Raw genomic sequence first — 23,124 nt, 5'->3', positions numbered from 1 at the left:
CGGATACCTCCGTGGATACCCCTGGCGTTGGCCGGGGGAGGAAATGGATCGCCCGTCATGGGGGTACCGCCTGTCGAGGGCTGGGGGAGGGCCAGGGGTGGGCGGGGCGCCGTCGAGGCGGTGTGCGGTCCTGGTAGGTGATGACCCGTCATGTGGTCGCACGCGGTGGCGATAGTGTGTGATCTGTGGCGGCCACCCATGTGAAGCGGGCGTTCAAGTACCGTTTCTATCCCACCGATTCGCAGGCGGCTGAGCTGTCGCGCACGTTCGGGTGCGTGCGGAAGGTCTACAACATGGCGTTGCAGGCCCGCACGGAGGCGTGGACGCTGCGTCAGGAGCGGGTCGGCTACAACGCCACCTCTGCGATGCTGACGGCGTGGAAGAAGGTCGAGGGGCTGGCCTACCTCTGCGAGGTGTCCAGCGTCCCGTTGCAGCAGGCGCTCAGGCACTTGCAGGGGGCGTTCGCCAACTTCTGGCAGAAGCGGGCCGGGTACCCGACGTTCAAGTCGCGGAAGAAGTCCCGTAAGTGCGCCGAGTACACCAGCTCGGCGTTCCGGTACCGGGACGGTCGGCTCACGCTGGCGAAGATGCGTCAGCCGCTTGACATCGTGTGGTCCCGTCCTCTGCCGGACGGGGTGGTGCCGACCACGGTCACCGTGTCGCTGGACGCGGCGGGGCGCTGGTTCGTCTCCTTGCTGTGCGTCGACCGGCCCGCCATGCCCGAGCCGGTCAACAGGGCCGTGGGCATCGACGCCGGTATCACCGCGCTGGTGACGCTCTCCACCGGAGAGAGGATCACCAACCCGAGGCACGAGCGCAAGGACCGCGAACGCCTCGCCAGGGCCCAGCGCGACCTTGCCCGCAAGGCCAGGGGCGACGGGGCGAACCGGGCCAAGGCCCGGTTGAAGGTCGGCAAGGCTTATGCCCGGATCGCCGACCGGCGCAGGGACTTCCTGCACAAGCTCACCACCCGACTCGTTCGTGAGAACCAAACGATCGTGATCGAGGATCTGGCCGTCCGGAACATGCTCAAGAACCGGACGCTCGCCCGCGTCATCAGTGACGCGGGCTGGAGTGAGATGCGGTCCATGCTGGAGTACAAGGCCGACTGGTACGGGCGGGATCTGGTGGTCGTGGACCGCTGGTTCCCCTCGTCCAAGCTGTGCTCGGCGTGCGGCACCTTGCGGGGCAGGATGCCGCTCGATGTCCGCGAGTGGACGTGTGACTGCGGGACGACCCATGACCGGGACGTCAACGCGGCGATCAACATTCTGGCCGCCGGACTGGCGGTTGCAGCCTGTGGAGACGGTGTAAGACCTCAACGGAGCACTCCGGGCGGGCGGTCGTCGATGAAGCAGGAAGTGGTCCCACCGCCGCGCTCACGCGCAGCGGCTCAGCCGCGAGGCTGAGGGGAATCCCCGTCCTTCAGGGCGGGGAGGATGTCAAGGCGATGTCTCTCCTCCACGATGGGCGCGGGGCGGTGAGGGCTCCAGGGCGGTGGCAAGGTGGCCGAGCGAGGCCGTTCCGGCCAGTTCGTCCGACGCGATACCGGTGAAGCCGAACCGGTGGAGCAGCGCCAGCAGACGGGGGACGGCGACCAGGGTGACTCCGTGGTCGGCCAGGCAACGGTTCATGTCCACGGCGTCAGGGCTGTCGGAGGGGCTGCCCGGCAGGCCGCCGGGTGTGACAGCGGCCACGGCGGCGGCCAGCGCCCGTTCGGCGTCTGTCGTGGGCGGGCGAGACGGGATCCGCAGCGTTCCCGTGTCGGTGGTGGGGGTGGAGGACCGGCCGGATCCGGGGCCGGCCGGGGACAGGACGTAGCGGCCCGGGGCCGCGATGCCGGGCACTTCGTCGAGGTGGTCCAGGACGTGGCGGTGGAGGTCCTCGGGGGTGACATCGGGGGCGGTGCGAGCGTGTGCGACGAGGTGCGGTTCGCCTTGCCCCGCGGCGTCCCCGCTGGGCGCCACCGTCACGTCGAGCACTCCGGGATGGCCGCGCAGCACGTCCTCGACCTTGGCCGGGCACACCCACCCCTGCGGGGCGCGCCACCATCCGGAGGCGGCCGGTGTCAGCGGGCGCGCCGGAACCGGGCACTCGGCACCGCCGGCGAGCGCGCGCAGGAAGGCGCACAGACGGACGGGCAACGCCACGGCCTGCCCGGCGTCGAGCAGGTGGTCCCCGACAGTGACATCGAGGGTGACGAACCCCGCGTCGAGGCTGAGGTCGACGTAGAGCGTGTCGCAGGGCTCGTCGGGCGCGCTGCGGATCCAGGTGGCGGACGCGTCCGGCAAAGTGTCGTGCGCGGGGGCCGGGTACCCGGGGACCAGGTAGTCGCGCGGCCACGAGTAGCAGTTGTACTCGATGGTCGGTACGGTCACGACACCGAGGCGACGGTGCATCCGCGCCTCGGCGGCGACCAGTTCCGCGGGGCGCCACTGACCGTGCCGGTAGGCGGCGGCGGAGGCGGCGGCCACCGAGGCGACCACCTCGCCGAACGCCGCGCCCGGGCGGAGGTCGATCTGCACCGGAACCGTCAGGGCCCGGACGCCGACGCTGTTGCGCAGAGCGGCCCGGGCCCGGTTGGAGACGACCACGGACGCGAGGAACCGGTGTTCACCGGTGCGGCCGGCGACGTCGTGGGCCAGCGCCGCGAGCACGACGACCTCCGGGCTGACCCGATGGCGCCGGGCGACGCGGTGGAGATCGTCGTACGCACCCACCGAGCGGTGCTGGAGGCGGTGGCGCCCGGCGCCGTCGTCGGCCCCGCCGAACGGGGCCAGCACGCCGGTCGGATTGCTCGCGCGACGCGCGAGCCACTCGCGCTCCGCCGCGCGGGCGCGTTCCAGGGGCTGGGCGGCGACCGTGTCGAGCGGGTGCACGGGCGCCTCCGCCGGCGCGCCGACGCCGCGCAGTTGATCGTGCAGTTGGTCGTGCAACTGGTTGATCAGTACCGCCAGCCCCCAGCCGTCGATCAGCACGTGGTGGGCGGCCAGCAGGACCGCACGCGGCCTTCCCGCCACGAGCAGCACCCTGGCGAGCCAGGGCGGATTCCGCTCGGGATCGATCGGGCGGGCGGCCAGCGCCGCGGTGGCGGCCTCCAGGGTGCCGGCATCGACGGCGGGGACGTCGAGGTGGTCGACCGGCAGCGGGGCCCAGTCCGCGTGGTGGACGTGCTGGATCGGGCGGAGCGGGTCGACCGTGGTGCGCAGCGCCTCGTGACGGGCGGTGAGGGAGGCGAGTGCCACGTGGACGTCGGCGAGGGTTGCCGGGGGCGGGACGTGGCAGTGGTCGGCGAGCGGCGTCGGGTTCACCCGCCGTGCTGCGGGAATGGTGCGTTCGAACCAGTGCCACTGCTGGACCCAGGTCAGCGGCCCGCTGCGGGTGACGGCGGCGGCGCTCGGGGTCGGCTCCGGGAGGCGGTCCACGGCCGGGCCCTCACACCGCTCGGACCACGAGAGCGGCATTGTGGCCGCCGAAGCCGAACGAGTTGCTGAGAGCGATCCGCATCCGCTCGTGGTGCTGCGCCCGGTGCGGCACGAAGTTGATGTCCGGGTCGATCGGCTCGTCGCAGTTGATGGTCGGCGGGACGTCACCCGTGCGCAGGACCTGGATCGAGGCCACGAGCTCGACCGCTCCGGCGGCACCGATCATGTGCCCCGTCATCGACTTGGTGGAGCTGACCGGGATCCGGGTGACACGATCACCCAGCACCTTGCGCAGGACGGCCGTCTCGGTGGCGTCGTTCAGCACCGTTCCGGTGCCGTGCGCGTTGACGTAGTCCACGTCCGCCCCCGTGATCCCCGCGTCGCGCAGCGCCGCCTCGACGGCGAGGCACGCGCCCCGCCCCTGCGGGTGCGGGGCGGTCCAGTGATGAGCGTCGGAACTCGCTCCGTAACCCGCGAGTTCGGCCAGAGCCGTCGCCCCTCGCCGGTCGGCCACCTCGGCGGCCTCCAGCACCACCACGGCGGCTCCCTCGCTCATCACGAACCCGTCGCGGTGCGCGTCGAACGGCCGGCACGCCGCAGTCGGGTCGTCGTTGCGCCTGGACAGCGCGCGGGCGTTGCCGCTGCCCGCGAGGTCGACGGTGGTGACGCAGGCGTCGGCGCCGCCGACCAGGACGACGTCCGCCTCCCCGTTGCCGATCATGCGCATCCCCGCGCCCACCGCGTCCGCGCCGCTGGCGCACGCCGTGCTCTGGGCCCGGCTGGGCCCCTGGGTGCCGAGACGCATGCTGATCTCGCAGGCGGCGCTGTCCATGGCGGTGGTGACCTGGGTGAACGGGCTGATGCCCCGCGGCCCTTTGTCGCGCAGGATGTTCGCGGCGCGGTAGATCGACCCGACCGGGCCGTAGCCACTGCCGATGATCACGGCGACCCGCGGCGCCAGGTGGTCGTCGACGACGAGTCCGGCGTGCTCGCACGCCTCCAGCGCCGCGGCGAGGGCGTACTGCGCGTACGGGTCGGCGCGGCGGCTGACCGTCGGCGGCATGTAGCGGCCGGGTGTGAAGCCGCGCACCTGGCCGCCGATCCGGACTCCGAGACCGGTCACGTCGATCGCGTCCACGGTGGCGATGCCGCTGCGGCCGGCGAGCATCGCCGTCCAGGTCTCGCCGACACTGTGGCCGAGCGGCGTCACCGCCCCGTACCCGGTGACTACCACCTGGCGCCGGGGCCGGCTGCGCCCGGCGTCGCCCCGCTCTCCTGCGTTCGTCACTGGGGAACCACCTCGGCTGCGTTCGTCACTGGGGAACCACCTCGGCGTCGCGGATGCAGGGGAGGATGTCGTCGGGCGCGACCGGCACCATGAGCACGGCCGTGCCTCCCCGGGAGCAGAATCGCCGCGCGGCAAGGATCTCAGCGGTCAGCGCGGCCTTGTCGCGCAGCACTCGACAGTGGACGTCCGGACCGTCCACCACGGGCGGCGGCGCGCCCGGGCGGGCGAAGGGGTGGCGTTCGGCGTCGAGGCCGAGGCGGGCGCGTTGGGCGTCCAGCCAGCCGTAGCCGCCGTTGCACAGCACCACGTACAGCACGCCGCCGTGGGCCGGAGCGGTGACGGCGATGTCCGCGCGGGCCGCGAGGAACGCTCCGTCCCCGATGAACGCGGTGACCTCGTGGTCCGGGGCGGCCCGTTTGACCCCGATGGCCGCGGCCGCTCCGAAGCCCAGGGGGGTCTGTTCCGACGGCACGATGGACCCGCCACCGACGTGGAAGGGGAAGCCGTAGGACCACATGTCCTGCAGCCCGTTCTCCTGGACCAGCACGTGGGGCTCGCCGGCGGTGGCATCGAGAGCGGCGAGCAGTTCGGCGATGCGGATCCCCGGCAGTGTCGCCGCGCGGGCCAGTTCCTCCTCCACCTCAAGCGACATGGCCTTGCGGGCGTCGGCGATCCTGTTCGCCCACACCTCGGTCGCGGCTGCGCGTTCGGCCTCGCCGCCTTCCTCCAGCGCCCGCGACCAGCCGAGCACGGCGTGCCGGGCGTCCCCGAGCACCCGCGGGCCCGCGAACTCGGCCGACAGGCCGCCCGGATCCACGTTGACCTGCACCACCGCGACCGGGGGCCACGGTGTTCCGCCTTCGACGACCGTCTCCTCGAGTCGCCCGGCGAGTGACACCACCAGGTCGCAGGACGACCACAGTTCGCGGGCGGGGGCCGCGGCGTAGAGGCCCGCCACGCCGCAGAACAGCGGGTGGTGCTCGTCGACGGCACCGCGGCCGGACGCGGTGGTGAAGAGCGCCGCGCCGAGGCGTTCGGCGAAGCGCTCGACCACGCCGCCGCCGTTGCGGTGCCGCATTCCGCCGCCCACCAGTACCACCGGACGCCGGCTCTCGCGGATCGCCGCCAGGGCCGGCCCGGGCGTCACGGGAACGGATTCGAGGACCAGTGGTTCGGGCAGCGTCGGCCATGCTCCGGTGACGAGGACCTCCGTCGTGCGGACGTCATCGGGCACCTCCAGGTACACGGGTCCGGGCGGCGGCCCCAGAGCCCGGGTCAGCGCCGTCACCGTCGCGGGGACGACCCGGTCCGGATGCCCCACCCGGTGTGCCCACCGCACGAGCGGCGCTGTCACGGCGACCTGGTCGAGTTCCTGGAATCCGCCGCTGCCCCGGCGGCGTTCCGGCACGCCGGCGGCGAGCACGAGCACGGGTGCACCGGACTCCCGCGCTTCGAGCAGTCCCGTGGCCGCGTGTGTGACAGCCGGCCCCTTGCCCAGTGCGCACACGGCGAGCCGGCCCGACTGCAGTGCGTAACCGGTCGCCATGTACATCGCGTTGCGCTGGTCACGGCACGGCACGAGGTCCAGTCCGGCGGCGTCGAGGGCGCGAAGCAGCTCCAGATCGTCGCCGGGCAACCCGAAGCAGGTGTCCACCCCGTTGGCCACCAGCAGGTCGACGATCGCGGACCACGCGTCGGCGTACCGTTTGCTCACCTGGCTCACCTGGCTCACCTTGCTCACCTGGTTCACTCCCCGCTCACCGTGACGGGGGCAGCCGTCGGGAGGGTCTGTGCCACGGCCTGCGACATGAGCAGCGGTTCGGCGTGCCGCTCGCCGCCGTAGGAGATGTAGTTCGCCCGCATCCCGAATCCGCCGAACGGGCGGTTGCCGTCCTCGGCGTCGAGCAGCGTGTGGTCGACACAGGTCTGGTGACGCCTGGCCAGGACATCCACCGTCTGCGGATCGTTCCCGTAGACCATCGCTCCCAGCGCACGCTCGCTGAAGTAGGGGTTCGACAGCCGCTCACGCAACAGCCTCGCGCTGGGATAGGCCACGACGTTGAACACCGGGGCGAACATCTCTTCGAGGGGGATCTTGTCGTCGAAGCCCCAGAGCAGCACGGTCGGCTCGATCTTGCGGGACGGCAGGTCGATGCGCCCGCCGTGCCGGATGCGACGTGCGTGGTGCACCAGGTAGCCCGAGCAGTTCACCAGCGCCGAGTCGTAGAAGATCGGGCCGTAGTCGGCGGCGGGGTCGCCGTTCCGTCCGAATCGCAGCGAAGCCAGTTCGGCGGACAGCAGGTCGACGAAGTCCTCGGTGCGGCCCTTCGGCGTGAACACGACGTCGGGACCGAAACAGTCCTGGCCCGAGTTGTAGAGCCGGATCCTCGTGAGGTCGTGCACGGCGCGGGTGAGATCGGCGTCGGGTGCGATCACGAAGGGGTTGATGCCGTTACCGAAGAAGAGGAGGAGTTGGTCTTCCGCCAGCCCCTCGCGGATGGTCTCGGCATTGACGTAATTGCCGGTGAAGACGACAAGGTCCGCCTCGCGTACCGGCCCTGTCACGAATTTGCGCTGACTGAGCTCGGAAAGGCTGATGGGCAGGCCGTGAACCGGTGCCAGCAGGTCGTGCAGGCGCTGCACCTGGCTTTTGATCTCGGAGGACGGCCGAAAGGTGATTCTTTCGCTGTAAAGGGATGCTATGAGCATGTAGAGCGCGTAGGAATGGAGCGGCATGTTGGAGGGCATGAAGACCGCGACCCGAGGCACGCAGCCGGGCCGGACGCGACGGATCTCCTCCTCAGCTCCGTCCAGGGTGGCGAGGAACGAGCGGATCTCCGCGCCGGCGGTGTGGTGGGGCGAGATCTCGGTGAGGATTCCCATCACCGCGTCCTCGTTTTCGGCCACGTACCGGCGCACTGCGCGCAGCGCGTCGACCCGGTCGGCGAAGGGGATGCAGTAGCCGCTCGCACCGGCGGCCGCACCGGCGGCCGCACCGGTGGTCGGGTCGGTGGTCGGGTCGGACGCGGTGACGTCGGTGGTCGTCCTGGGCGATGCGGACAGCGAGCTCATGGCGATCTTCTCCAGAACGGCCCGGTCGGGCTTTCCCGTGTTCGTGAGGGGCAGCGAGGGAAGCACGACGATGTGATCGGGCTGCTCGTAGCGGGCGAGCACAGGGCGCAGCAGCCGTTTCCAGTGCGCGGGCTCGTGAGCGTCCGGGTCCGCGATCACGAACACCAGGCGACAGCCCAGACGCGCGTCGGGGACCGCGACGACCTCCGTCTGCGCGCCGGCCGACTCGGCCAGCTTGGCAAGGTGGTCGGGATAGAGCGTGTGACCGTCACGGTGTGCGGCGTGCTTGCGCCCGACCGGGAAGACGCGGCCGGCGTCGTCGACCAGGCCGATGTCGCCGGTGCGGTGAACGGGGCTCGAAACCGGAACGATCTCACCGTCGGCGCCGAGGTGGCCGGTCATCAGGCCGTCACTGCGGACGACGAGCTCGCCGAGCCGGCCGTGGGGAAGCTGCCTGCCATGGTCGTCGTGGACTTCGACGACCACACCGGGCAGCGGCGTGCCGCACCCGACCGGATCGGTCGGGGGCGCCAGCGCGATGTTTCCGGCCTCGGTCGCTCCGTAGCCGTCGAGCAGGTGCCGGCCCGTGCGGGCGTGGAACCGGGCCGCCAGGCTGCTCCCCAGCGGCGCGCCGCCCACGCACCAGGCCCGTACCGTCTCCAGCGCGTTCACGAGGGCCGGGCGACGGTCGAGCAGGTTGAGCAGGCTGTAGTAGGTCGACGGGGCCCCGTCGACGACGGAGAGGCCGTGGTCGACGCCGACCGCGAGCGCATGGTCCAGGCGCGTGGTCGGCCCGTAGACCACGAGCGTGCCTCCGCCCAGCCACCAGCAGAGGACCAGTGACAGACCGTACTGGTGGGAGTACGGCAGGATGGGCAGGAAGACGTCGTCAGGCCGGTACCCCATGCGTTCCGCACTGAGCGCGAGGTTGTCCAGAATCGAACGGCCGGAGCGAACGATGCCTTTGGGGCTGCCGGTCGTACCCGACGACCAGGAGATCGCGGCGTCCTGGCGCCGTGCCCAGCTCGCGACATCGGGCACGGCCGCGGTGTCCGAAGCGGGGCGCGGCGCGGCGGTGCGGCCCGTACCGTCGCCGATTTCGAGCACCACGCGCGCCTGGGCGCGGATCTTCGACCGCTGTGACGGGGTGGCGCGATGATCGGCCAGGACCACCGAAGCGTCGAGGTGAATGAGCGCGAGCAGCGCGACGACCCATTCCGGGGAATTGGCCCCGCTCATCATCACCCGCGAACCGGGTTCGACGCCACGGCGTGCAAGAAGTTCGGTGGCGGCGAATACGCGGGCCACGATTTCGTCGGTCTCCCAGATGCGCCCGTCGGGCGAGATCATTCTCCTGGAAACGGGCAACTTGTGCTCCTCAAAACCAGGTGGTTCAAATTGACTGTCCCATAACTGCAGAACGGTGTCGAGTGCTTCGACGAAATTCCGCTACCTGTGCAGGGTGATTGGGTGTGCAGTGACGAAAGGGGCATATGAGGATTGAGGTATTCTCAATAGAAATAATTTTATATGGCTATTGAGGGCGAGGTTGGCCCCGCCACCCCGGGCCGCGCTCCGGCCCGCCTCGGCTCAGCCCAGGGCATCCACCAGGGCGGTGACGTAGGTGTCCAGCCGCTGCTCCACGGCTCGTGTCGTCAGCTCCGCCCTCCCTGCCTCCCGCCAGGGCTGCGCCACCGACCGCACTTCCTCCGAGCACGCCAGTCCGTCCCGCACCCGCCAGTACAGCCGCTCGCTCGCGGTCGCGGCCAGCACCCCGCCGGCCTCCTCGTACGCCTCGGCGAACCGCTGACCCCACGCCGGGCCGTGCAGCAGCGCGAGATTGGTGGAGCAGTGCGCCACGTCGAGATCCGCCGGGCCCCAGGAGGCCGCCGCCCAGTCGACGACGCCGGTGATTCGCGCACCAGCCGGCCCCGGGGGCGGTACGTCGAACAGCACGTTGCCGGGTTGGAAGTCCCGGTGCAGGAACCGCCCTTCACCGGGCGGCACTGGCCTGCGGATCACGTCGATCGCCGCGGCCCATGCCGCCGCGTCGGCGTCCTTCGGCACCACGACGGTGTCGGCGGTCGTCAACGTCACATAATCCCGGGGCCGTTCGGCCGGTCGCAGCGCGTGGATCGCCACGAGCTGACGGGCCAGGAGGGGGAGACGCGCCTCCACCCCCTCGTCGTCGAGGACCGTCCGGCCCGCCAGATGTGTCATGAGGAGCGACGGATACTCGCACTGCGCGGCGCTCGGATCAACCGCGACCAGCGCGGGAGCCGGCACGCCGGTCCCCGCCAGTAGGGTCAGGGCGCCGGCCTCCCTGCCCAGCCAGTCCTCGGCGCGCTCCACGGAGGACGGGTCGACGAAACTCCGCAGCACCAGGTCGCGGGTGCCTCCGTCCCGCGTGCCGATGGTCAGCCTCCGCATTTCGGCGGTGATGCCGCCGTGCAGCGCCTCGATTCCGACGATCCGTTCGCCGGCCTTCAGGTGCCGGCTCACCCAAGCCAGTGTCAACGGTCGGACGGCTGACGCTTCGTCATGGTCGGTCACCGTTCCACCTCATCATCCGGGCGGCAGCACGCGCAAAGGACTTCGGCGGCATGACGGTCAACGGTCAGCCGCAGGCCGCCGCGATGCCGCCGGACGGTGAGGTCCCCCGATCGCGGCGGTACCGCCCGTGACAGCTTCCTGGCCTTCGACGATGGACGTCAGGCCGTCGAGGAGTGTCTTGAGGCCGAATTCGAAGAGCGCGTCGAGACGCAGGTCGTAGCCGTCCTCGAAGGCTCCGACCGCCCTGGTGAAGGCCGGGAAGCGGCCGGATTCCACCAGTTCCTGGAGGGCGGGGGCGAGGCTGTCCATCCACTGGTCTTCCGACTGGCCCGTGGCGGCTTCGGCGTGCGCCTCCATTTCCAGGTGCACCGCCAGGCCCTGGACATGGCTGTAGAGCAGGACGTGGATGTCGAACAGCGTCGTGGGGTCGAGTCCGTGGCCGTCGAGGGCGCTCAGCACCCACTCGCCGTGGACCATCAGATTGGGCACGAGCAGTGGGCGCGTGAGGGAACCGAGCTGGGCCAGCCACGGGTGCTGCCGGTACAGGCTCCACAGGGTCCGGGCGCCCAGTTCGATGCGGGTACGCCAATCCTCGGGGGCGTCCGCGGGGTAGGACTCCTCGCCTACTGGTTGCGCCGCCACGGCTTCGCGCCCACTGTCGTCGAACGCGCTCCAGGCCAACGCCCCGGCGGACAGGCCGTGGACATCCGCGGTGTCGCGCTGGAAGTCGTGGAGCGGATGGGCCTGCTGGACCAGGCGAGCCGCGTACGGACCCGGATGCGCGGCATGTCGATCCTCGGCCCCGACGGCCGCGAGGTCGACCGCTCCACCGAGGCGACCTTCAGCAGCGGACGGCTCGACAGCGAAGACATCGAGGTGCTGCGCGAGGACCTGGTGAGGATGGTGTACGAGCACACGCGCGCAGGCGTCGAGTACCTCTTCGGCGACAGCATCGCCGCGCTCGACGAGGACGACACCGGCGTGCGTGTCGACTTCGCGCACGGACCGTCCCGCAGCTTCGACCTCGTGGTCGGGGCTGACGGCCTGCACTCCACCGTACGGCGCCTGGCCTTCGGGCCGGAGAAGCGTTTCGCCCACCACCTGGGCAGCTGCCTCTCGGTGTTCAGCGCGGACAACTTCCTCGCCCTGGACAACTGGCAGGTGTGGCTGCGGGACGGCGACGCGGGCTTCGGCATCATGCCCGTACGCGACAACACCGAACTCAGGATCGCCTTCGGCTTCGAGTCCGCCCCCCTCACCCACGACCTCCGCGGCGGCGGCGCCCTCCGGCAGCTCGTCGTGGACAAGCTCGCGTCGATGCGATGGGAAGGGACCCGCTTGGCCGAGGCCGCCCGGAAGGCCCCCGACTTCTACTGCGACGCCATGGCCCAGATCCGCATGGACCCGTGGTCGCGGGGCCGGGTGACCCTGCTCGGAGACGCCGGCTACTGCCCTTCCCCTGTCTCGGGGCAGGGCACCAGCCTGGCCCTCGTGGGCGCCCACGTGCTGGCCGACTGCCTTGCCCGGGCCGGCGGCGACCACCGCGCCGCATATGCCCGCTACGAGCGGCGGATGCGCCCCTTGGTCACCCTCAACCAGGCCCTGGCCACTGAGAACCCCGGCGGGCCCGCCTCGGACGAATCCGTCGCGCACGCCAAGAACGCACTCTCACTGGACGGCTGAGCCCTGCCCCGAACGGACACCGAGGCCGACAGGGGACGGCTTGAAGCAGCCGCGAGTGCCGCTGTTCGCGCGGTGCGTCGAGGCCTGCCCGGCGCAGGCGTCGGCCCCCTCTACCAGGAGGGGGCCTCTACTGCTCCTGCGACTTACACTCTCGTTCTTGACGCCTGCAATGCTTGCGTTGGTGCCGTCCGTGCTCACTGGCCGGACGGAGCGTCGCGTACGACGCGGCGTGATGTTGTTCCGAGAGCGACCCCCGCTGGGGCCTCCGTCCGTGCGCAGTCGGATCGGACGGTTCGTTTCACCCGGGTTTGCTCGGGGTGGGGCCGCTCCTCCGGATGGGGCGGTGATGCTCCCGAGCTCCCTGCTTTCCGTGGGGCTCTCGCCCTACACGGCTTCCAGGGGACAGTTCCAGCCTGCGCCTTGCCGGCCGCGGAGGCAACCCCAGCAGGGCCTTCGCCGAAGGTGACGGCGGAAGGGCGCGGCGCCGCCGGGCCGCGCGTAGGCGAACAGTTGACCGGGCTTGGGCTTTCAGCCGGTGGGGGTGCCGATCTGGTCGCGTTCGAGCGCGGAGCGCAGCCGGCGGAGGGCCAGGGCGGCGGCTGCCGTCGTGGACTGGTCGAGGGTGCCTTCGACCAGTTCGCTCAGGCCCGCGGTGAAGGTCGCCTCGGCGGCGGCGAGGAGCTGGGAGCCGTCGTCGGTCAGGGCCAGGAGTGAGGACCGGCGGTCCGCCGGGTTGGCCTGGCGGACGATCCAGCCCTGCTTCTCCAGGCGGTCGACGCCCTTGCTGGTCGCGCCGGCTCCGATGGCGAACTCCGCGGCGAGGTCGGCCACCCGGGCCCCCGGGTGCTCGCGCAGGAACCGCAGGAATTCGAACTGCGACGTCACGATGCCGTGCCGCTCGCGCAGGCGGTCGTTCAGCGCGTTGTACAGGCGTGTCTCGCAGCGGACGAGATCCGCGAAGAATCCCTGGAGGTCGGCGGCGCCATCCGATGTATATTCCACGGCATATAGTGTAGAGGAAGCCATTTCATAGGAGGAACGCAGATGAGCAAGGAACAGCTCGCCAAGATCGACGCGATGCTCCGCCGGCCCCGACCGGAGGGCCAACGCTCCGTCGAGGAGCTGCGCGCCGGGTTCAGGGCGCTCATGGACACGATGATCGTGCCGGACGACGTCCGCACCGATCAGACCGCGCTCGCCGCCCGGCCCGCCCTGCACGTCACACCGGACAACGGCGCGCGCCCGGGCACGATCCTGTACTTCCACGGTGGCGGCTTCGTCTTCGGCTCTCCCGAGACCGCGCTGTCGCTGACCGCGCAGCTCGTCTCGAAGACCGGGCTCGACGCGTACTCGGTGGACTACCGGCTGGCCCCCGAGCACCCGTTCCCGGCTGGCCTGGAAGACAACCTGAGCGCCTACCGCGCCCTCCTCGACAGCGGCCTGGACCCGTCCGCCATCGCGTTCGCCGGGGACTCCGCCGGCGGCGGTTTCGCGGTCACCACCGCCCTCGCCGCCCGCGACGCGGGCCTGCCGCTGCCCGCCGCGATCGTGGTCTTCTCCCCGGGCCTGGACGCCACCCGGAGCGGGGAGAGCATGACGACCAAGGAGGGCATCGACCCGATCTTCACCCGCGAGGCCGTCACGCACACCGGGGCCATGTACCTCGCCGGCCAGGACCCCGAGCAGCCCCTCCTCAGCCCGGCCCTCTTCGCCGACCTGACCGGCTTCCCCCCGCTCCTCATCCAGGTGGGCGCCAACGAGATCCTCCTCGACGACTCCACCCGCCTCGCCACCCGCGCACGCGACGCCGGAGTCGACGTCATCCTCGACATCACCGCCGACGCCCCCCACGTCTTCCAGGCCTTCGCGGGCGGCACCCTGGACGAAGCCGACCAGGCACTCGACCGCGCCGCCCTCTTCCTCACCCAGCGCATCGCCACTCCCTGACGCCCCGCGCCCTCACCGGCCGCCTGCCTGCCGGCCTCCAGGCCCTCCTCGCCGGGGGGACCAGTTCAGCAGCCGGGCCGGGTTCACGGTGACGGCGGCGTGCAGGACCGACGGGTCGACGTGCGCGGCCGGCCAGGCGAGGCAGTCGGCGAACGTCCTGTTGTGTTCGTGGCGGGTCCAGGGCCAGTCGCTGCCCCACAGCAGGCGCTGGTGGCCCGCTTCCTCCAGCACGCGCCGCAGCATGCGGCCGGGCGCGTCGGGCGCGTCGGGCCCGCAGCGGTAGGGCGCGGAGGCCTTGATCCACACGTGGTCGCGCGTGGCCAGATCCAGTACCGCGCGGCCGGTGCCCTCGGATGCGCCCGGCAGGCCGAGGTGGTCGATCACCACGGGGGACGGCCAGCTGCGGAGGGCGGGTGTGATCGCCGCCCACTGTTCGCCCGCCGCGTGCACCTCCAGGTGCTGCCCGCGCGTGGCCAGCAGTGCGGCCACCTGCCGCCAGTGCGGCCCGGCCAGGTCGGGCACCCGCCGGCCGATCAGGTTGAGGCGGATGCCCGCGACGCCGTCGAGGGCGAGCGGGGCGAGCGCGTCCGGCCGGCAGGGCCGGTCGTGGTCCAGCACGATGACGGCGCGGAACCTGGCTGGGTGCCGGGCCAGGCAGTCGAGCAGGAAGTCGTTGCGCGATCCCAGGAAGCTCGGCTGGACGAGGACCGCGCCGCCGATGCCGTGCCGGTCGAGCAGCGCCAGGTACGTTGCCGGGAGGGCGTCGTATTCCGGCACGTAGCGGGGGCGGTCGGCCCTGGGCAGGCCGCGGTGGAATACGTGGGCGTGGGTGTCCACCGACTCCACCGACTCCACCGGCTGCACCGACTCGGCCGATTCGCAGATCACCCGCGGATGGTAGGCCGGGGGCCTCTGGTCCGGGGGCCCCTGGACCTTCACCTGACTGACTGTCATATTGGCCTGCATGTTCGACGACGTACTGACGTGCTCACGTTCAGGGTGGCCGGTGCCGCGGAGGCGCTGCCGCTGCGCCGCGCCGGTCGTTGGTTCCCTCCGGCACCGCACGGACCTCAGGTAAGGAGCGAGCATGCGCCAGTGGTACCGCTCGGCAACGCCCGCGGGCCGACGGGCGTTCTGGGCCACCTTCGGCGGCTGGGCGCTGGAAGGGGCCGACGCGCAGATCTACGGCCTGGTGCTGCCGACCCTCACCGCGCTGTGGCATCTCACCAACGGCCAGGGCGGGTTGGCCTCCTCGGTCACCCTGGTCTGCACCGCGCTCGGTGGCTGGCTGGCCGGGGCGGCCTCCGACCGGTGGGACCGGGTGGCCGTCCTGCGCTTCACCATCGCCTGGTACGCGGTGGCGACCGCGCTCGTCGGCTTCGCCAACGGCTTCGAGTCCCTGCTGGCCTTCCGCTGCCTGCAGGGCATCGGCTTCGGCGGTGAGTGGGCCGCGGGCGCGGTGCTGATCAGCGAGTACGTGACCACGCGGTACCGGGGCAGGGCCCTCGGGGCGGTGCAGAGCGGGTGGGCCGTCGGCTGGGCCCTCACCCTCGCCGCCTACTCGGTGCTGGTCACCGTCCTGCCGCAGGCCTGGGCGTGGCGGGCGATGTTCTGGCTCGGCGTGCTGCCCGCCCTGCTGGTGCTCGCCCTCGGCCGTGGGATCGCCGACCCCACGGCCGACCAGCGGCGGCGGGAGAAGGCGTCGCCGACGGAGATCTTCCGCCCCGGCCTGCTGAGGATCACCGTGTTCGGCGCCCTGCTCGGGCTCGGCAGCCACGGCGGCTACTACGCCCTCACCACTTTCCTGCCCACCTACCTCCACACCACCCGGCACCTGTCGGTGATGAGCAGCAGCGGGCACCTCGCGGTCTTCATCGCCGGCTCGTTCCTCGGCTACCTCGCCTCCGGGTGGCTCTCCGACCGGATCGGCCGTCGTCGCAATGTCGTCCTCTTCGCCCTGTGCTGCCTCGTGACCCTCGTTCCCTACCTGCTGCTGCCACTCGGCGATCTCGGCACCCTCATCGCGGGCGCGCCGCTCGGGTTCTTCTCGGCCGGGATCCCCGGCGGACTGGGCGCCCTGTTCGCGGAGTTGTACCCCACCCGCGTCCGGGGTACCGGGCAGGGCTTCTGCTACAATCTGGGCCGCATCGTCAGCGCCGCGTTCCCCGCCCTCGTCGGCTACCTCTCCGGACGCTTCGGACTCGCGGCGAGCATCGCCCTCTTCGCGGGGCTCGCCTACGTCCTGGCCGCCATCGCCGCCACCTGCCTCCCCGAGACCCGAGACCGCGAACTGCCCCACGACCCGGCCCCCGCCGCCCATCCGGAGCACATCGCCGGCTGACCACACCCCTTCGGCCCGGGCGTGTTCCTCCTCCCCGTACACCAGGCAACCGTCCCGTGGCGGCCGCCGTGTCCCGCAGAGCGAGAAGCCGTCGGGCCGGTTCGCGCAGCCGGGACGGTTTCCGTGGGCTTCAGGATGGCACGATGGCGAACTCCGTGAAGCGTGGGGCAGTTCAATCCAATGTTGCGGAGAGTAGTCACCCGTTAGGTGCCTGGCGAGGGCGGGAGCGGCCAGGTCGGGATAGGAATCGTGTGGTGGCCCTACCGGGCACTACCGCCAGCCGTTCTACCTGCTGGTCTGCCTGGCCGATGGCAGCGGAGGGCGGTTCGGCCTCATCGAGGTCTGAGCCCCGCCCACCGGCAGGCCGGGCCTCCCGGCCCGGACGTGAAAACGGTGGACGCCTCTTCGGCCACGCGGGGATCCGACCCGTCCGAGGTCGCCTCCACCGGGGCCGGAGCGGTCCTTCGCGACGCGCTCCCCGACTCCGTCGCGAAGGGGCCCGCCCCGCTCGGACCAGTCCCGCCTCTCTCGACGTCGCTGCCCGACGGTGACGGCGCACGTCGCCGACAACGACCGCGAACAGGAAGACCCATGAGAAATCCACTGTCCGCCAGGGCGTCCGCTTTTGTTGCCGCGAGCGCGCTCGTCTGCTCGGTGTTCACAAGCGCCGGCGCAGCGCCGGCCGGGGCCGCCGCCGTACCCGCCGGCCGGGCCCTCGCCGCGCAGGTGGCGTTCTGGGCGGGGCAGGAGGTCCAGCCGTGTCTGGCGGAGGACCCGCTGACCTGTCCGCGGGACCTCAGCGCGTTCACCGACACCGTGTGGAACACCCTGGCCGCCGGCCACAGCCCGCTCTACCTCGACCTCGTGTACGGCTCGGACTTCGGCCCCGCGCTGCCGGGCGAGAACCAGCGCACCGACGCTCTGGCCCTGGTCGAGCAGGCGAACACCCGCGGCGTGCCGGTCAGCGCCTGGATCACCGTGCCGCTGTCGGACGGCACCTTCGACACCGAGCAGAACGCCGCCCTCGTCCAGAGCGCCGTCGAGGACTTCCACGTCTGGTCGCTCGCCCACGACCTCCAGTTCTCCCAGGCCGTACTCGACCTGGAATCCCCCACCGGCGACCAGGCCGTGGCCCAGGCCCTCACCCAGAAGGACCTGACCGGCTTCAACGCCCTGCTGAACGCCAACAGCCTCGACCCCGCCGCACAGTGCCGCGCGATCCACACCTACGCCGACACCATCGCCTGGGCGCACCAGAACGGGATGCGGATCTCGGGCTCGCCCGTGCCCTACGCGCTGGACGACCTCGACAACGGCAGCATCGCCCTGCAGGCCGCGCTCGGCATCACGGCGTTCCCGCCGACCGGCTACGACCAGTACTTCCTTCAGGCCTACCGCGCCTTCGGGATCGACCTGGGATCCGGCTACGTGGCGTCCTACTTCACCGACATCCAGCGCTACTTCGGCACCGCGGGACAGGTCACCATCGGCAATGCCGGGATCCCGCCGTACGACAACCTCACCACCGTCGTCAACGACATCAGAATGCTCACCGGCCTCGGTGCCACCACCATCCCGGTGTTCGACCTCGAAGGCACCGTCAAGGCCTTCGGCGCCGACGGCGTGAGCGCCCTCGTCCAGGCCGGCCACAACCCCATGACCGGCAGCGAACTCACCGCCGCCACCCAGATGTCCGTGACCGGCGCCGCCGCACGCGCCCTCTTCCACACCCTTGACACGGCCGCCACCACCGCAACCCCCCTCACCACCGGACACCAGCCCAACCCCTACCCCGGTGCCTGCATGTAGTACCGGCACCGGCCCGTGGGCAGTGGGGCGCTGACGGCTTGCAACGGCTGCCGGAAGTCCTGATCCCGGAGCGTGGGTGAGGTGCGGCTCAGACGGACACCGGGCCCGCCGCAGCGGGCCCGGTGTCCGGTGATGCGAGGAGCCGGCACGGGGCGAGGACGACGTCCCGGGGTGAGGCCCTGCCGCGGCTCACGCGGTGACCTTGGCGACGAAGGCAGCGAGGTTGGCCGCGGTGCGGCGGATCTTCTCCTCGACGGTGAGCGACTCGTGCAGCCGGGTGCCGGTCTCCCGTTTGCCGCGCACGTAGAGCGAGCAGGCGAGGTCGCTGCACATGTAGGCGCCGACGGAGTTGCCCTGCTTGCCGGCCTTCCCGGCCAGGGGCGCGACCAGCAGCGAGACGCCCCCGGTGTGGGTGGTCACGCACAGCGAACAGATGCTGCGCCGGGCCTGCCAGGAGGCGGCACCGGAGGAGCGCAGCGCGACCGCCACCACGCGGCCGTCCGACTCGGCGGCGAGATAGGCGCGATCGGGCGCCTGCGGATCGCGCCACCCGAGGAAGTCCAGGTCGTCCCAGGGCTGTTCGGCCAGGTCGCGGGGGATGTGCAGTCGCTTCGCCTCGCCCTTGGTGCAGTTCACGAAGGCGGCGCGGATCTCTTGCTCGGTCAACGGCTTCATAGGAGCCAACGTAAATTACCTAGGACTATTAGGCAAATGTATAATGGCCTCAGTCGATCGGAGGGAAGGCCATGGCGCGCGTAGGACTGAACGCGGAACGACTCACCCGGGCGGGAGCGGAACTGGCCGACGAGGTCGGCTTCGACAAGGTCACGGTCTCGGCGCTGGCACGACACTTCGGCGTCAAGGACGCGAGCCTCTACTCGCACGTCAAGAACTCCCAGGACCTCAAGACCAGGATCGCCCTGCTCGCACTCGAGGAACTCGCCGACCGGGTCGCCGCCGCCCTGGCCGGACGCGCCGGCAAGGACGCCCTGGCCGCCTTCGCCAACGCCTACCGCGACTACGCCCGCGAACACCCCGGTCGCTACGCCGCCGCGCAGCTCGAACTCGACCCCGAGACCGCGCGCGCCAGCGCCGGCGTCCGGCACTCCCAGATGACGCGCGCGATCCTGCGCGGCTACGACCTCGCGGAACCCGACGAGACCGACGCCGTCCGGCTGCTCGGCAGCACCTTCCACGGTTACGTGGCCCTGGAACGGGCCGGGAGCTTCCAGCACACCCCGCGCGGCACCGAGGACACCTGGGCGCGCGTCCTCGACGCCCTCGACGCACTGCTGCGCAACTGGCCGGCGGCCTGACCGCCCGCTCCGCGCGGCTCCGTGCGGATCCGTCGGCCGGGGCCGGCCCCGGGGTGCGGCCAGGTGACCGTTCCCGTCCGGGACTGCGGGCGGCGGAGCCCGTCCGGCGGGAGAATTGAGGTCGACCAGGCCGCCCGGGCCCTGTGCAGCGGCGGGAGGAAGGTGGTCCGTGAACGTCGTGCTGAGCGAGGTGGCGCCGCTGGCCCTGGCCATCGCGTTGTCGCCGTTGCCGATCGTGCCGGCGCTCCTCCTGCTGTTCACTCCCCGGCCCAGGGCCACGGCCGGAGCCTTCCTGGCCGGGTGGGCGGCCGGAATCCTCGTGGCGGCGTCCGCGTTCACGGCACTCGCGGCCGTCATCGAGACCCGCGAGGAGACCCCCACCTGGGCGTCCTGGACCAAAGTCGTCCTCGGCGCGGTCCTCGTCCTGCTCGCCGGGCGGCAGTGGCTCTCCGGCGGCAAGAAAGGGACCCCGGCCTGGATACGGAGCCTCACGGATGCCACGCCGGCCAAGGCCCTGCGGCTGGGTCTCCTGCTGTCGGGGGCCAACCCGAAGACCATCCTGCTGTCCGCGGCGGCAGGGCTGACCATCGGCTCCGCCGAACTGGGTCCGCCCCGTACGGTCATCGCCGTGGCGGTGTTCACCGCGCTCGCCGTCTCCACCGTCGTGCTTCCCGTGCTGCTCCACATCGCGCGGGGGGAGCGTGTCCTCACTCCGCTGGGCAGGGCCAGGACCTGGCTGGAGACCCATAACAGCACCGTCACCGCTGTGGTCCTCGCCGTGATCGGGGTGCTCCTCGTCATCGACGGTGCCAGCGGGCTGTGACCGGCGTGAAGGCCGCCTCCACGGCGGTCCCGCTCACCTGGACGGATCGGGGGCCGTGAGGGGGACCCCCGCGGCCGGTCAGGTGTCCGGGACGACGGCGACCGGGCAGCGGACGTGGTGGATCGCGGCGTGCGCCACCGGGCCGAGGTGGGCGCCGAGCGGCATCCGCCGGACGTGGCGGCCGAGGACGACCAGCCGGGCCGTCTCCGACGCTTCCACCAGGACGATGGCGGCGTTGCCCCGGACGAGTTCGGACGTCACGGTCACCTGGGGGTAGCGGGCCAGCCAGAGCGCCAGGACTTCGGCGAACTGCGTCCGCTCGGAGGCGGACAGCTCCTTCTCCAGCCCTCCGATGGCGTCGAACGCCATGTACTCGCTGCCGGCCGGTGGCGCCCAGACGTGGACGATCCGCAGGGGGGCCGAGCGGTGGGCGGCCGCCTCGAAGGCGAACGCCAGGACGTCGTCCGGCGGATGTACGAGGTCGACGCCCACCAGGACGGGGTCGGTGGCGGCGCCCTGCTCGCCCTCACCGGCCCGGACCAGCACCACCGGGCAGGTGGCCCGGCGCAGCACCTCCTGGCTCACCGAGCCGACCAGGAAGCCGCGCACGGGCCCCAGCCCCCGGGAGCCGAGCACGAGTACGGCGGAGGTCCGGCCGGCGGTCTCCAGTGCCTTGGCCGGGTCGTCGGGGACCTGGCGGGAGGAGACCTGGAGGCCGGCGTGCGTGGCGCGCAGCTCCGCCTCGCGGGCGGCCAGGGCGTCCCGGCTGCGGTTGTACACCTCGTTGGTGCCGACCGAGTCCCGCTTGGGCCAGGGCCAGGCCTGGAGGAGTTCGAGGGCGAGCCCGCGGCGCAGCGCCTCCCGGGCGGCCCACGCGGTGGCGGCGAGGCTCTCCGGCGAACCGTCGAAGCCCGCGACGACGGGACCGTCCACGGCGACGGGACCGTTCACGGTGACGGGACCGTTCACGGTGACCTCCCAGCGGTCGGGTCCGGGCCGGTCAGGCCCGCAGTGGGTCGAGGGCGGCGGCGACCGTTTCGACCGCCTGCCGGAAGGGGCGGTCGAGCCGGACGCCGCGACCGTGGTCCATGCTGCGTCCCGCAGGCCGTACGTGGCCCGGGCGCCCCAGCCAGTATCGGCGGGAGCCGCGGCCGGCGCCTCCCGGCGCAGGGTCGCGCCTCGGGCGGTCCGGGCCCGGCTCGCCTCCCTGTCCTCCGTCGTCCACCGGCGGGTCTCCCGCCCGGCACCCCCCGCGCGGCGGTCGGGCGGTAGGGCGTACCGGCGCCAACTCGCCAGTCTGGCTGGAAAGATGGTTCCGGGTCGGCCGAACTTGCGATCTTTCGGACAAGCAGGCGATCAAGGTCTTGATCTGCTGCGGGGTCGCCCTTAGATTGCAGTGCAATGTCACACTGAACCGACCGACACGGCGTGCCTGGGGGACCGGTGCCGGACACTGCACAGCAAGTACCGCACCAGAGCGCCGACAAGCTGCCCCGGGTGTTCTACCGGCTGGCACTGGGCGACGCCCTGTCCACGTACGGGAGCCAGCTCGACCTGGTGGCGCTCAGCCTGTTCGCCTACGAGGCGGCCGGGAACGCGCTCGGCACGGCCGGGTACCTGATCATCCGACTGGCCGGCGGCCTCGTCGGCGGGCTGGTCTCCGGGCGCCTGGTGGCCCGGACCGACCGGCGGCGGCTGATGACGGGCTGCGCGCTGGCCCAGGCGCTGGCCCTGGTCGTGGTGGCCTTCGCGCCGGTCCCGGCACGTATCCCGGTGCTCTACTCGCTCGCGCTGGTCTTCGGCGGCGCGGCCGCGGTGTGCGCCGTCGCGCTGCGGACCAGCATCCCGGAGATGGTCGGCTCCGAGCGCAGGGCTCGTGCCAACAGCCTGATGGCCAGCTGCCGTTCGGCCGCCATGGTGCTCGGCTTCGCCTCCGCCGGCGTGGTGGTGGCCTGGGCCGGGTTCCGCGCGGCGCTGCTCATCGACGCGTCCAGCTTCCTGGTGTTCGCGGTGGTGGTGTTCCGGCTGCCGCTGCGCACCCGGGCCGAGCCCGCCGAGCAGCCTGCCACGGATTCGGCTGATCCCGCTGACGCCGCAGGGACGAAGCGGCGCGGGAGCCGGTGGCAGGCGCTGATCGTCCTGCGGGCCGCCCCGGTGGTCGGCGCGATGGCGGCGATCCGGCTGCTGGACGCCTTCGGCTCGGCCGCGCACAACATCAGCCTGCCGGTCTTCGCCAACCAGCACTCTCCCGGCAACCCGGCCGCGCTGCTGGGCATGTTCTGGGCCACCTGGGCGGTCGGCAACCTCGGCGCCCAGCAACTGGTCTCCCGGCTCCTGCTGCGCCGGGGCATCGAACCGGGCGAGCGCGCCTTCGCCCTGGGCACCTGTCTGATGTCCGGCTGTTTCATCCTGGTCTTCACCGGGCTGCCGACCCCGCTGTTCCTGCTGGCGGCGATCGGTGCCGGGCTCGGCGACGGCTTCACCGAGATCTCGTACACCACCCGGATCCAGGCCCTCGCCGACGAACGGCGCGGCCAGGCCTTCGGGTTGCTGGCCTCCGCCGAGAACGTCGGCATGGGCACCGGGATGCTGCTGAGCGGATCGCTGCTGGCGCTGCTCAGCCCGCTGACCGTGGTCGGCGTCTCGCACGCCGTCCCGATCGTGCTGGCGCTCGGCTTCCTGGTCGTGGTCGCCCGGTCCCGCAAATGCTGAACCCTCCACCCCGCCGCAGTCACCCCGACGCACCCCCTCACAAGCACCCCATCACAAGCACCGCGCCACCGGATCCGCCGGCGCCACCGCGCCGCAGGCACCAGCCCGATCCGCTCACCCTCCGTGCCCCGGGGCGGTCCGTACCCGCGCGCCCC

General features: G+C 71.8%; 18 protein-coding genes. 8 read left to right on the top strand and 10 right to left on the bottom strand.

What is annotated here, in order from left to right; translation table 11 throughout:
• Positions 1-185: 185 nt before the first annotated feature.
• Positions 186-1,409, top strand: coding sequence for an RNA-guided endonuclease InsQ/TnpB family protein (locus tag ACFWPT_RS01780; RefSeq protein ID WP_380375783.1), 1,224 nt, complete (start codon positions 186-188; stop codon positions 1,407-1,409).
• Positions 1,410-1,442: 33 nt separating this feature from the next.
• On the opposite strand, the gene ACFWPT_RS01775 is transcribed toward ACFWPT_RS01780, so the two are convergent.
• The 6 genes from ACFWPT_RS01775 to ACFWPT_RS01750 form a co-directional block, all read right to left on the bottom strand.
• Positions 1,443-3,425 carry a condensation domain-containing protein gene (locus ACFWPT_RS01775; protein ID WP_380478721.1) on the bottom strand — a complete coding sequence of 661 codons (1,983 nt, stop codon included), beginning with the start codon at positions 3,423-3,425 and terminating at the stop codon, positions 1,443-1,445.
• A 10-nt stretch (positions 3,426-3,435) separates the two neighbouring features.
• The gene (gene fabF / locus ACFWPT_RS01770; RefSeq protein ID WP_380478719.1) at positions 3,436-4,713 is read right to left on the bottom strand and encodes a beta-ketoacyl-ACP synthase II; all 1,278 of its coding nucleotides are present in this window, start codon (positions 4,711-4,713) and stop codon (positions 3,436-3,438) included.
• A 25-nt stretch (positions 4,714-4,738) separates the two neighbouring features.
• A complete protein-coding gene (locus ACFWPT_RS01765; protein ID WP_380478717.1) occupies positions 4,739-6,454 on the bottom strand; it encodes a thiamine pyrophosphate-binding protein in 1,716 nt (571 codons plus the stop codon).
• Between the two features lie 5 nt (positions 6,455-6,459).
• Positions 6,460-9,135, bottom strand: coding sequence for an aldehyde dehydrogenase family protein (locus ACFWPT_RS01760; protein ID WP_380478715.1), 2,676 nt, complete (start codon positions 9,133-9,135; stop codon positions 6,460-6,462).
• Between the two features lie 240 nt (positions 9,136-9,375).
• Positions 9,376-10,287 carry a phosphotransferase family protein gene (locus ACFWPT_RS01755; RefSeq protein WP_380478713.1) on the bottom strand — a complete coding sequence of 304 codons (912 nt, stop codon included), beginning with the start codon at positions 10,285-10,287 and terminating at the stop codon, positions 9,376-9,378.
• A 108-nt stretch (positions 10,288-10,395) separates the two neighbouring features.
• The gene (locus ACFWPT_RS01750) at positions 10,396-11,019 is read right to left on the bottom strand and encodes a TetR/AcrR family transcriptional regulator C-terminal domain-containing protein (RefSeq protein ID WP_380478711.1); all 624 of its coding nucleotides are present in this window, start codon (positions 11,017-11,019) and stop codon (positions 10,396-10,398) included.
• Between ACFWPT_RS01750 and ACFWPT_RS01745 the strand changes: the two genes are divergently transcribed.
• Entirely contained in the window at positions 10,927-12,021 is a 1,095-nt protein-coding gene (locus ACFWPT_RS01745; protein WP_380478823.1) for an FAD-dependent monooxygenase, read from the top strand. The genes ACFWPT_RS01750 and ACFWPT_RS01745 overlap by 93 nt on opposite strands.
• Positions 12,022-12,549: 528 nt before the next feature.
• Here ACFWPT_RS01745 and ACFWPT_RS01740 read toward each other — a convergent pair.
• A complete protein-coding gene (locus ACFWPT_RS01740) occupies positions 12,550-13,023 on the bottom strand; it encodes a MarR family winged helix-turn-helix transcriptional regulator (protein WP_380375771.1) in 474 nt (157 codons plus the stop codon).
• Between the two features lie 42 nt (positions 13,024-13,065).
• On the opposite strand from ACFWPT_RS01740, the gene ACFWPT_RS01735 reads away from it, so the two are divergent.
• Positions 13,066-13,968, top strand: a complete 903-nt coding sequence (locus ACFWPT_RS01735) for an alpha/beta hydrolase (protein WP_380375769.1) — start codon at positions 13,066-13,068, stop codon at positions 13,966-13,968.
• 12 nt (positions 13,969-13,980) lie between these two features.
• Here ACFWPT_RS01735 and ACFWPT_RS01730 read toward each other — a convergent pair whose 3' ends face one another.
• On the bottom strand, positions 13,981-14,856 hold the full coding sequence (locus ACFWPT_RS01730) for an amidohydrolase family protein (RefSeq protein ID WP_380478709.1): 876 nt from the start codon (positions 14,854-14,856) through the stop codon (positions 13,981-13,983).
• Positions 14,857-15,055: 199 nt separating this feature from the next.
• On the opposite strand from ACFWPT_RS01730, the gene ACFWPT_RS01725 reads away from it, so the two are divergent.
• Positions 15,056-16,309 carry an MFS transporter gene (locus tag ACFWPT_RS01725; RefSeq protein ID WP_380478707.1) on the top strand — a complete coding sequence of 418 codons (1,254 nt, stop codon included), beginning with the start codon at positions 15,056-15,058 and terminating at the stop codon, positions 16,307-16,309.
• Positions 16,310-16,900: 591 nt separating this feature from the next.
• Positions 16,901-18,118: a hypothetical protein gene (locus ACFWPT_RS01720; protein WP_380375763.1), complete on the top strand. Its 1,218-nt coding sequence runs from the start codon at positions 16,901-16,903 to the stop codon at positions 18,116-18,118.
• Between the two features lie 189 nt (positions 18,119-18,307).
• Here the strand turns inward: ACFWPT_RS01720 and ACFWPT_RS01715 are convergent, their stop codons facing one another.
• The gene (locus tag ACFWPT_RS01715; protein WP_063351910.1) at positions 18,308-18,793 is read right to left on the bottom strand and encodes an FBP domain-containing protein; all 486 of its coding nucleotides are present in this window, start codon (positions 18,791-18,793) and stop codon (positions 18,308-18,310) included.
• Between the two features lie 71 nt (positions 18,794-18,864).
• Between ACFWPT_RS01715 and ACFWPT_RS01710 the strand changes: the two genes are divergently transcribed.
• Positions 18,865-19,434 (top strand): TetR/AcrR family transcriptional regulator, encoded by a 570-nt coding sequence (locus ACFWPT_RS01710; RefSeq protein ID WP_380478705.1) that lies wholly within the window; start codon positions 18,865-18,867, stop codon positions 19,432-19,434.
• A 169-nt stretch (positions 19,435-19,603) separates the two neighbouring features.
• A complete protein-coding gene (locus tag ACFWPT_RS01705; RefSeq protein ID WP_380478703.1) occupies positions 19,604-20,257 on the top strand; it encodes a GAP family protein in 654 nt (217 codons plus the stop codon).
• Between the two features lie 78 nt (positions 20,258-20,335).
• Here the strand turns inward: ACFWPT_RS01705 and ACFWPT_RS01700 are convergent, their stop codons facing one another.
• Positions 20,336-21,226, bottom strand: a complete 891-nt coding sequence (locus tag ACFWPT_RS01700; protein ID WP_380478701.1) for a universal stress protein — start codon at positions 21,224-21,226, stop codon at positions 20,336-20,338.
• A 474-nt stretch (positions 21,227-21,700) separates the two neighbouring features.
• Here ACFWPT_RS01700 and ACFWPT_RS01695 point away from each other — a divergent pair, with 474 nt between their 5' ends.
• Positions 21,701-22,969 (top strand): MFS transporter, encoded by a 1,269-nt coding sequence (locus tag ACFWPT_RS01695; protein ID WP_380478699.1) that lies wholly within the window; start codon positions 21,701-21,703, stop codon positions 22,967-22,969.
• The last annotated feature ends 155 nt before the right edge of the window (positions 22,970-23,124 follow it).

The sequence above is a fragment of the Kitasatospora sp. NPDC058478 genome, from assembly GCF_042720345.1.
GTDB lineage: Bacteria > Actinomycetota > Actinomycetes > Streptomycetales > Streptomycetaceae > Kitasatospora.
The sequence above is the reverse complement of the archived record's forward strand: the minus strand, read 5'-3'. Positions and strand labels throughout refer to the sequence as shown.

What these genes read in the sequence shown, in the direction of transcription:
- ACFWPT_RS01760 (WP_380478715.1), bottom strand. Translation starts at nt 9,135, where the DNA reads ATGATCTCGCCCGACGGGCGCATCTGGGAGACCGACGAAATCGTGGCC.
- ACFWPT_RS01725 (WP_380478707.1), top strand. Translation starts at nt 15,056, where the DNA reads ATGCGCCAGTGGTACCGCTCGGCAACGCCCGCGGGCCGACGGGCGTTC.
- ACFWPT_RS01715 (WP_063351910.1), bottom strand. Translation starts at nt 18,793, where the DNA reads ATGAAGCCGTTGACCGAGCAAGAGATCCGCGCCGCCTTCGTGAACTGC.
- ACFWPT_RS01735 (WP_380375769.1), top strand. Translation starts at nt 13,066, where the DNA reads ATGAGCAAGGAACAGCTCGCCAAGATCGACGCGATGCTCCGCCGGCCC.
- ACFWPT_RS01710 (WP_380478705.1), top strand. Translation starts at nt 18,865, where the DNA reads ATGGCGCGCGTAGGACTGAACGCGGAACGACTCACCCGGGCGGGAGCG.
- ACFWPT_RS01720 (WP_380375763.1), top strand. Translation starts at nt 16,901, where the DNA reads ATGAGAAATCCACTGTCCGCCAGGGCGTCCGCTTTTGTTGCCGCGAGC.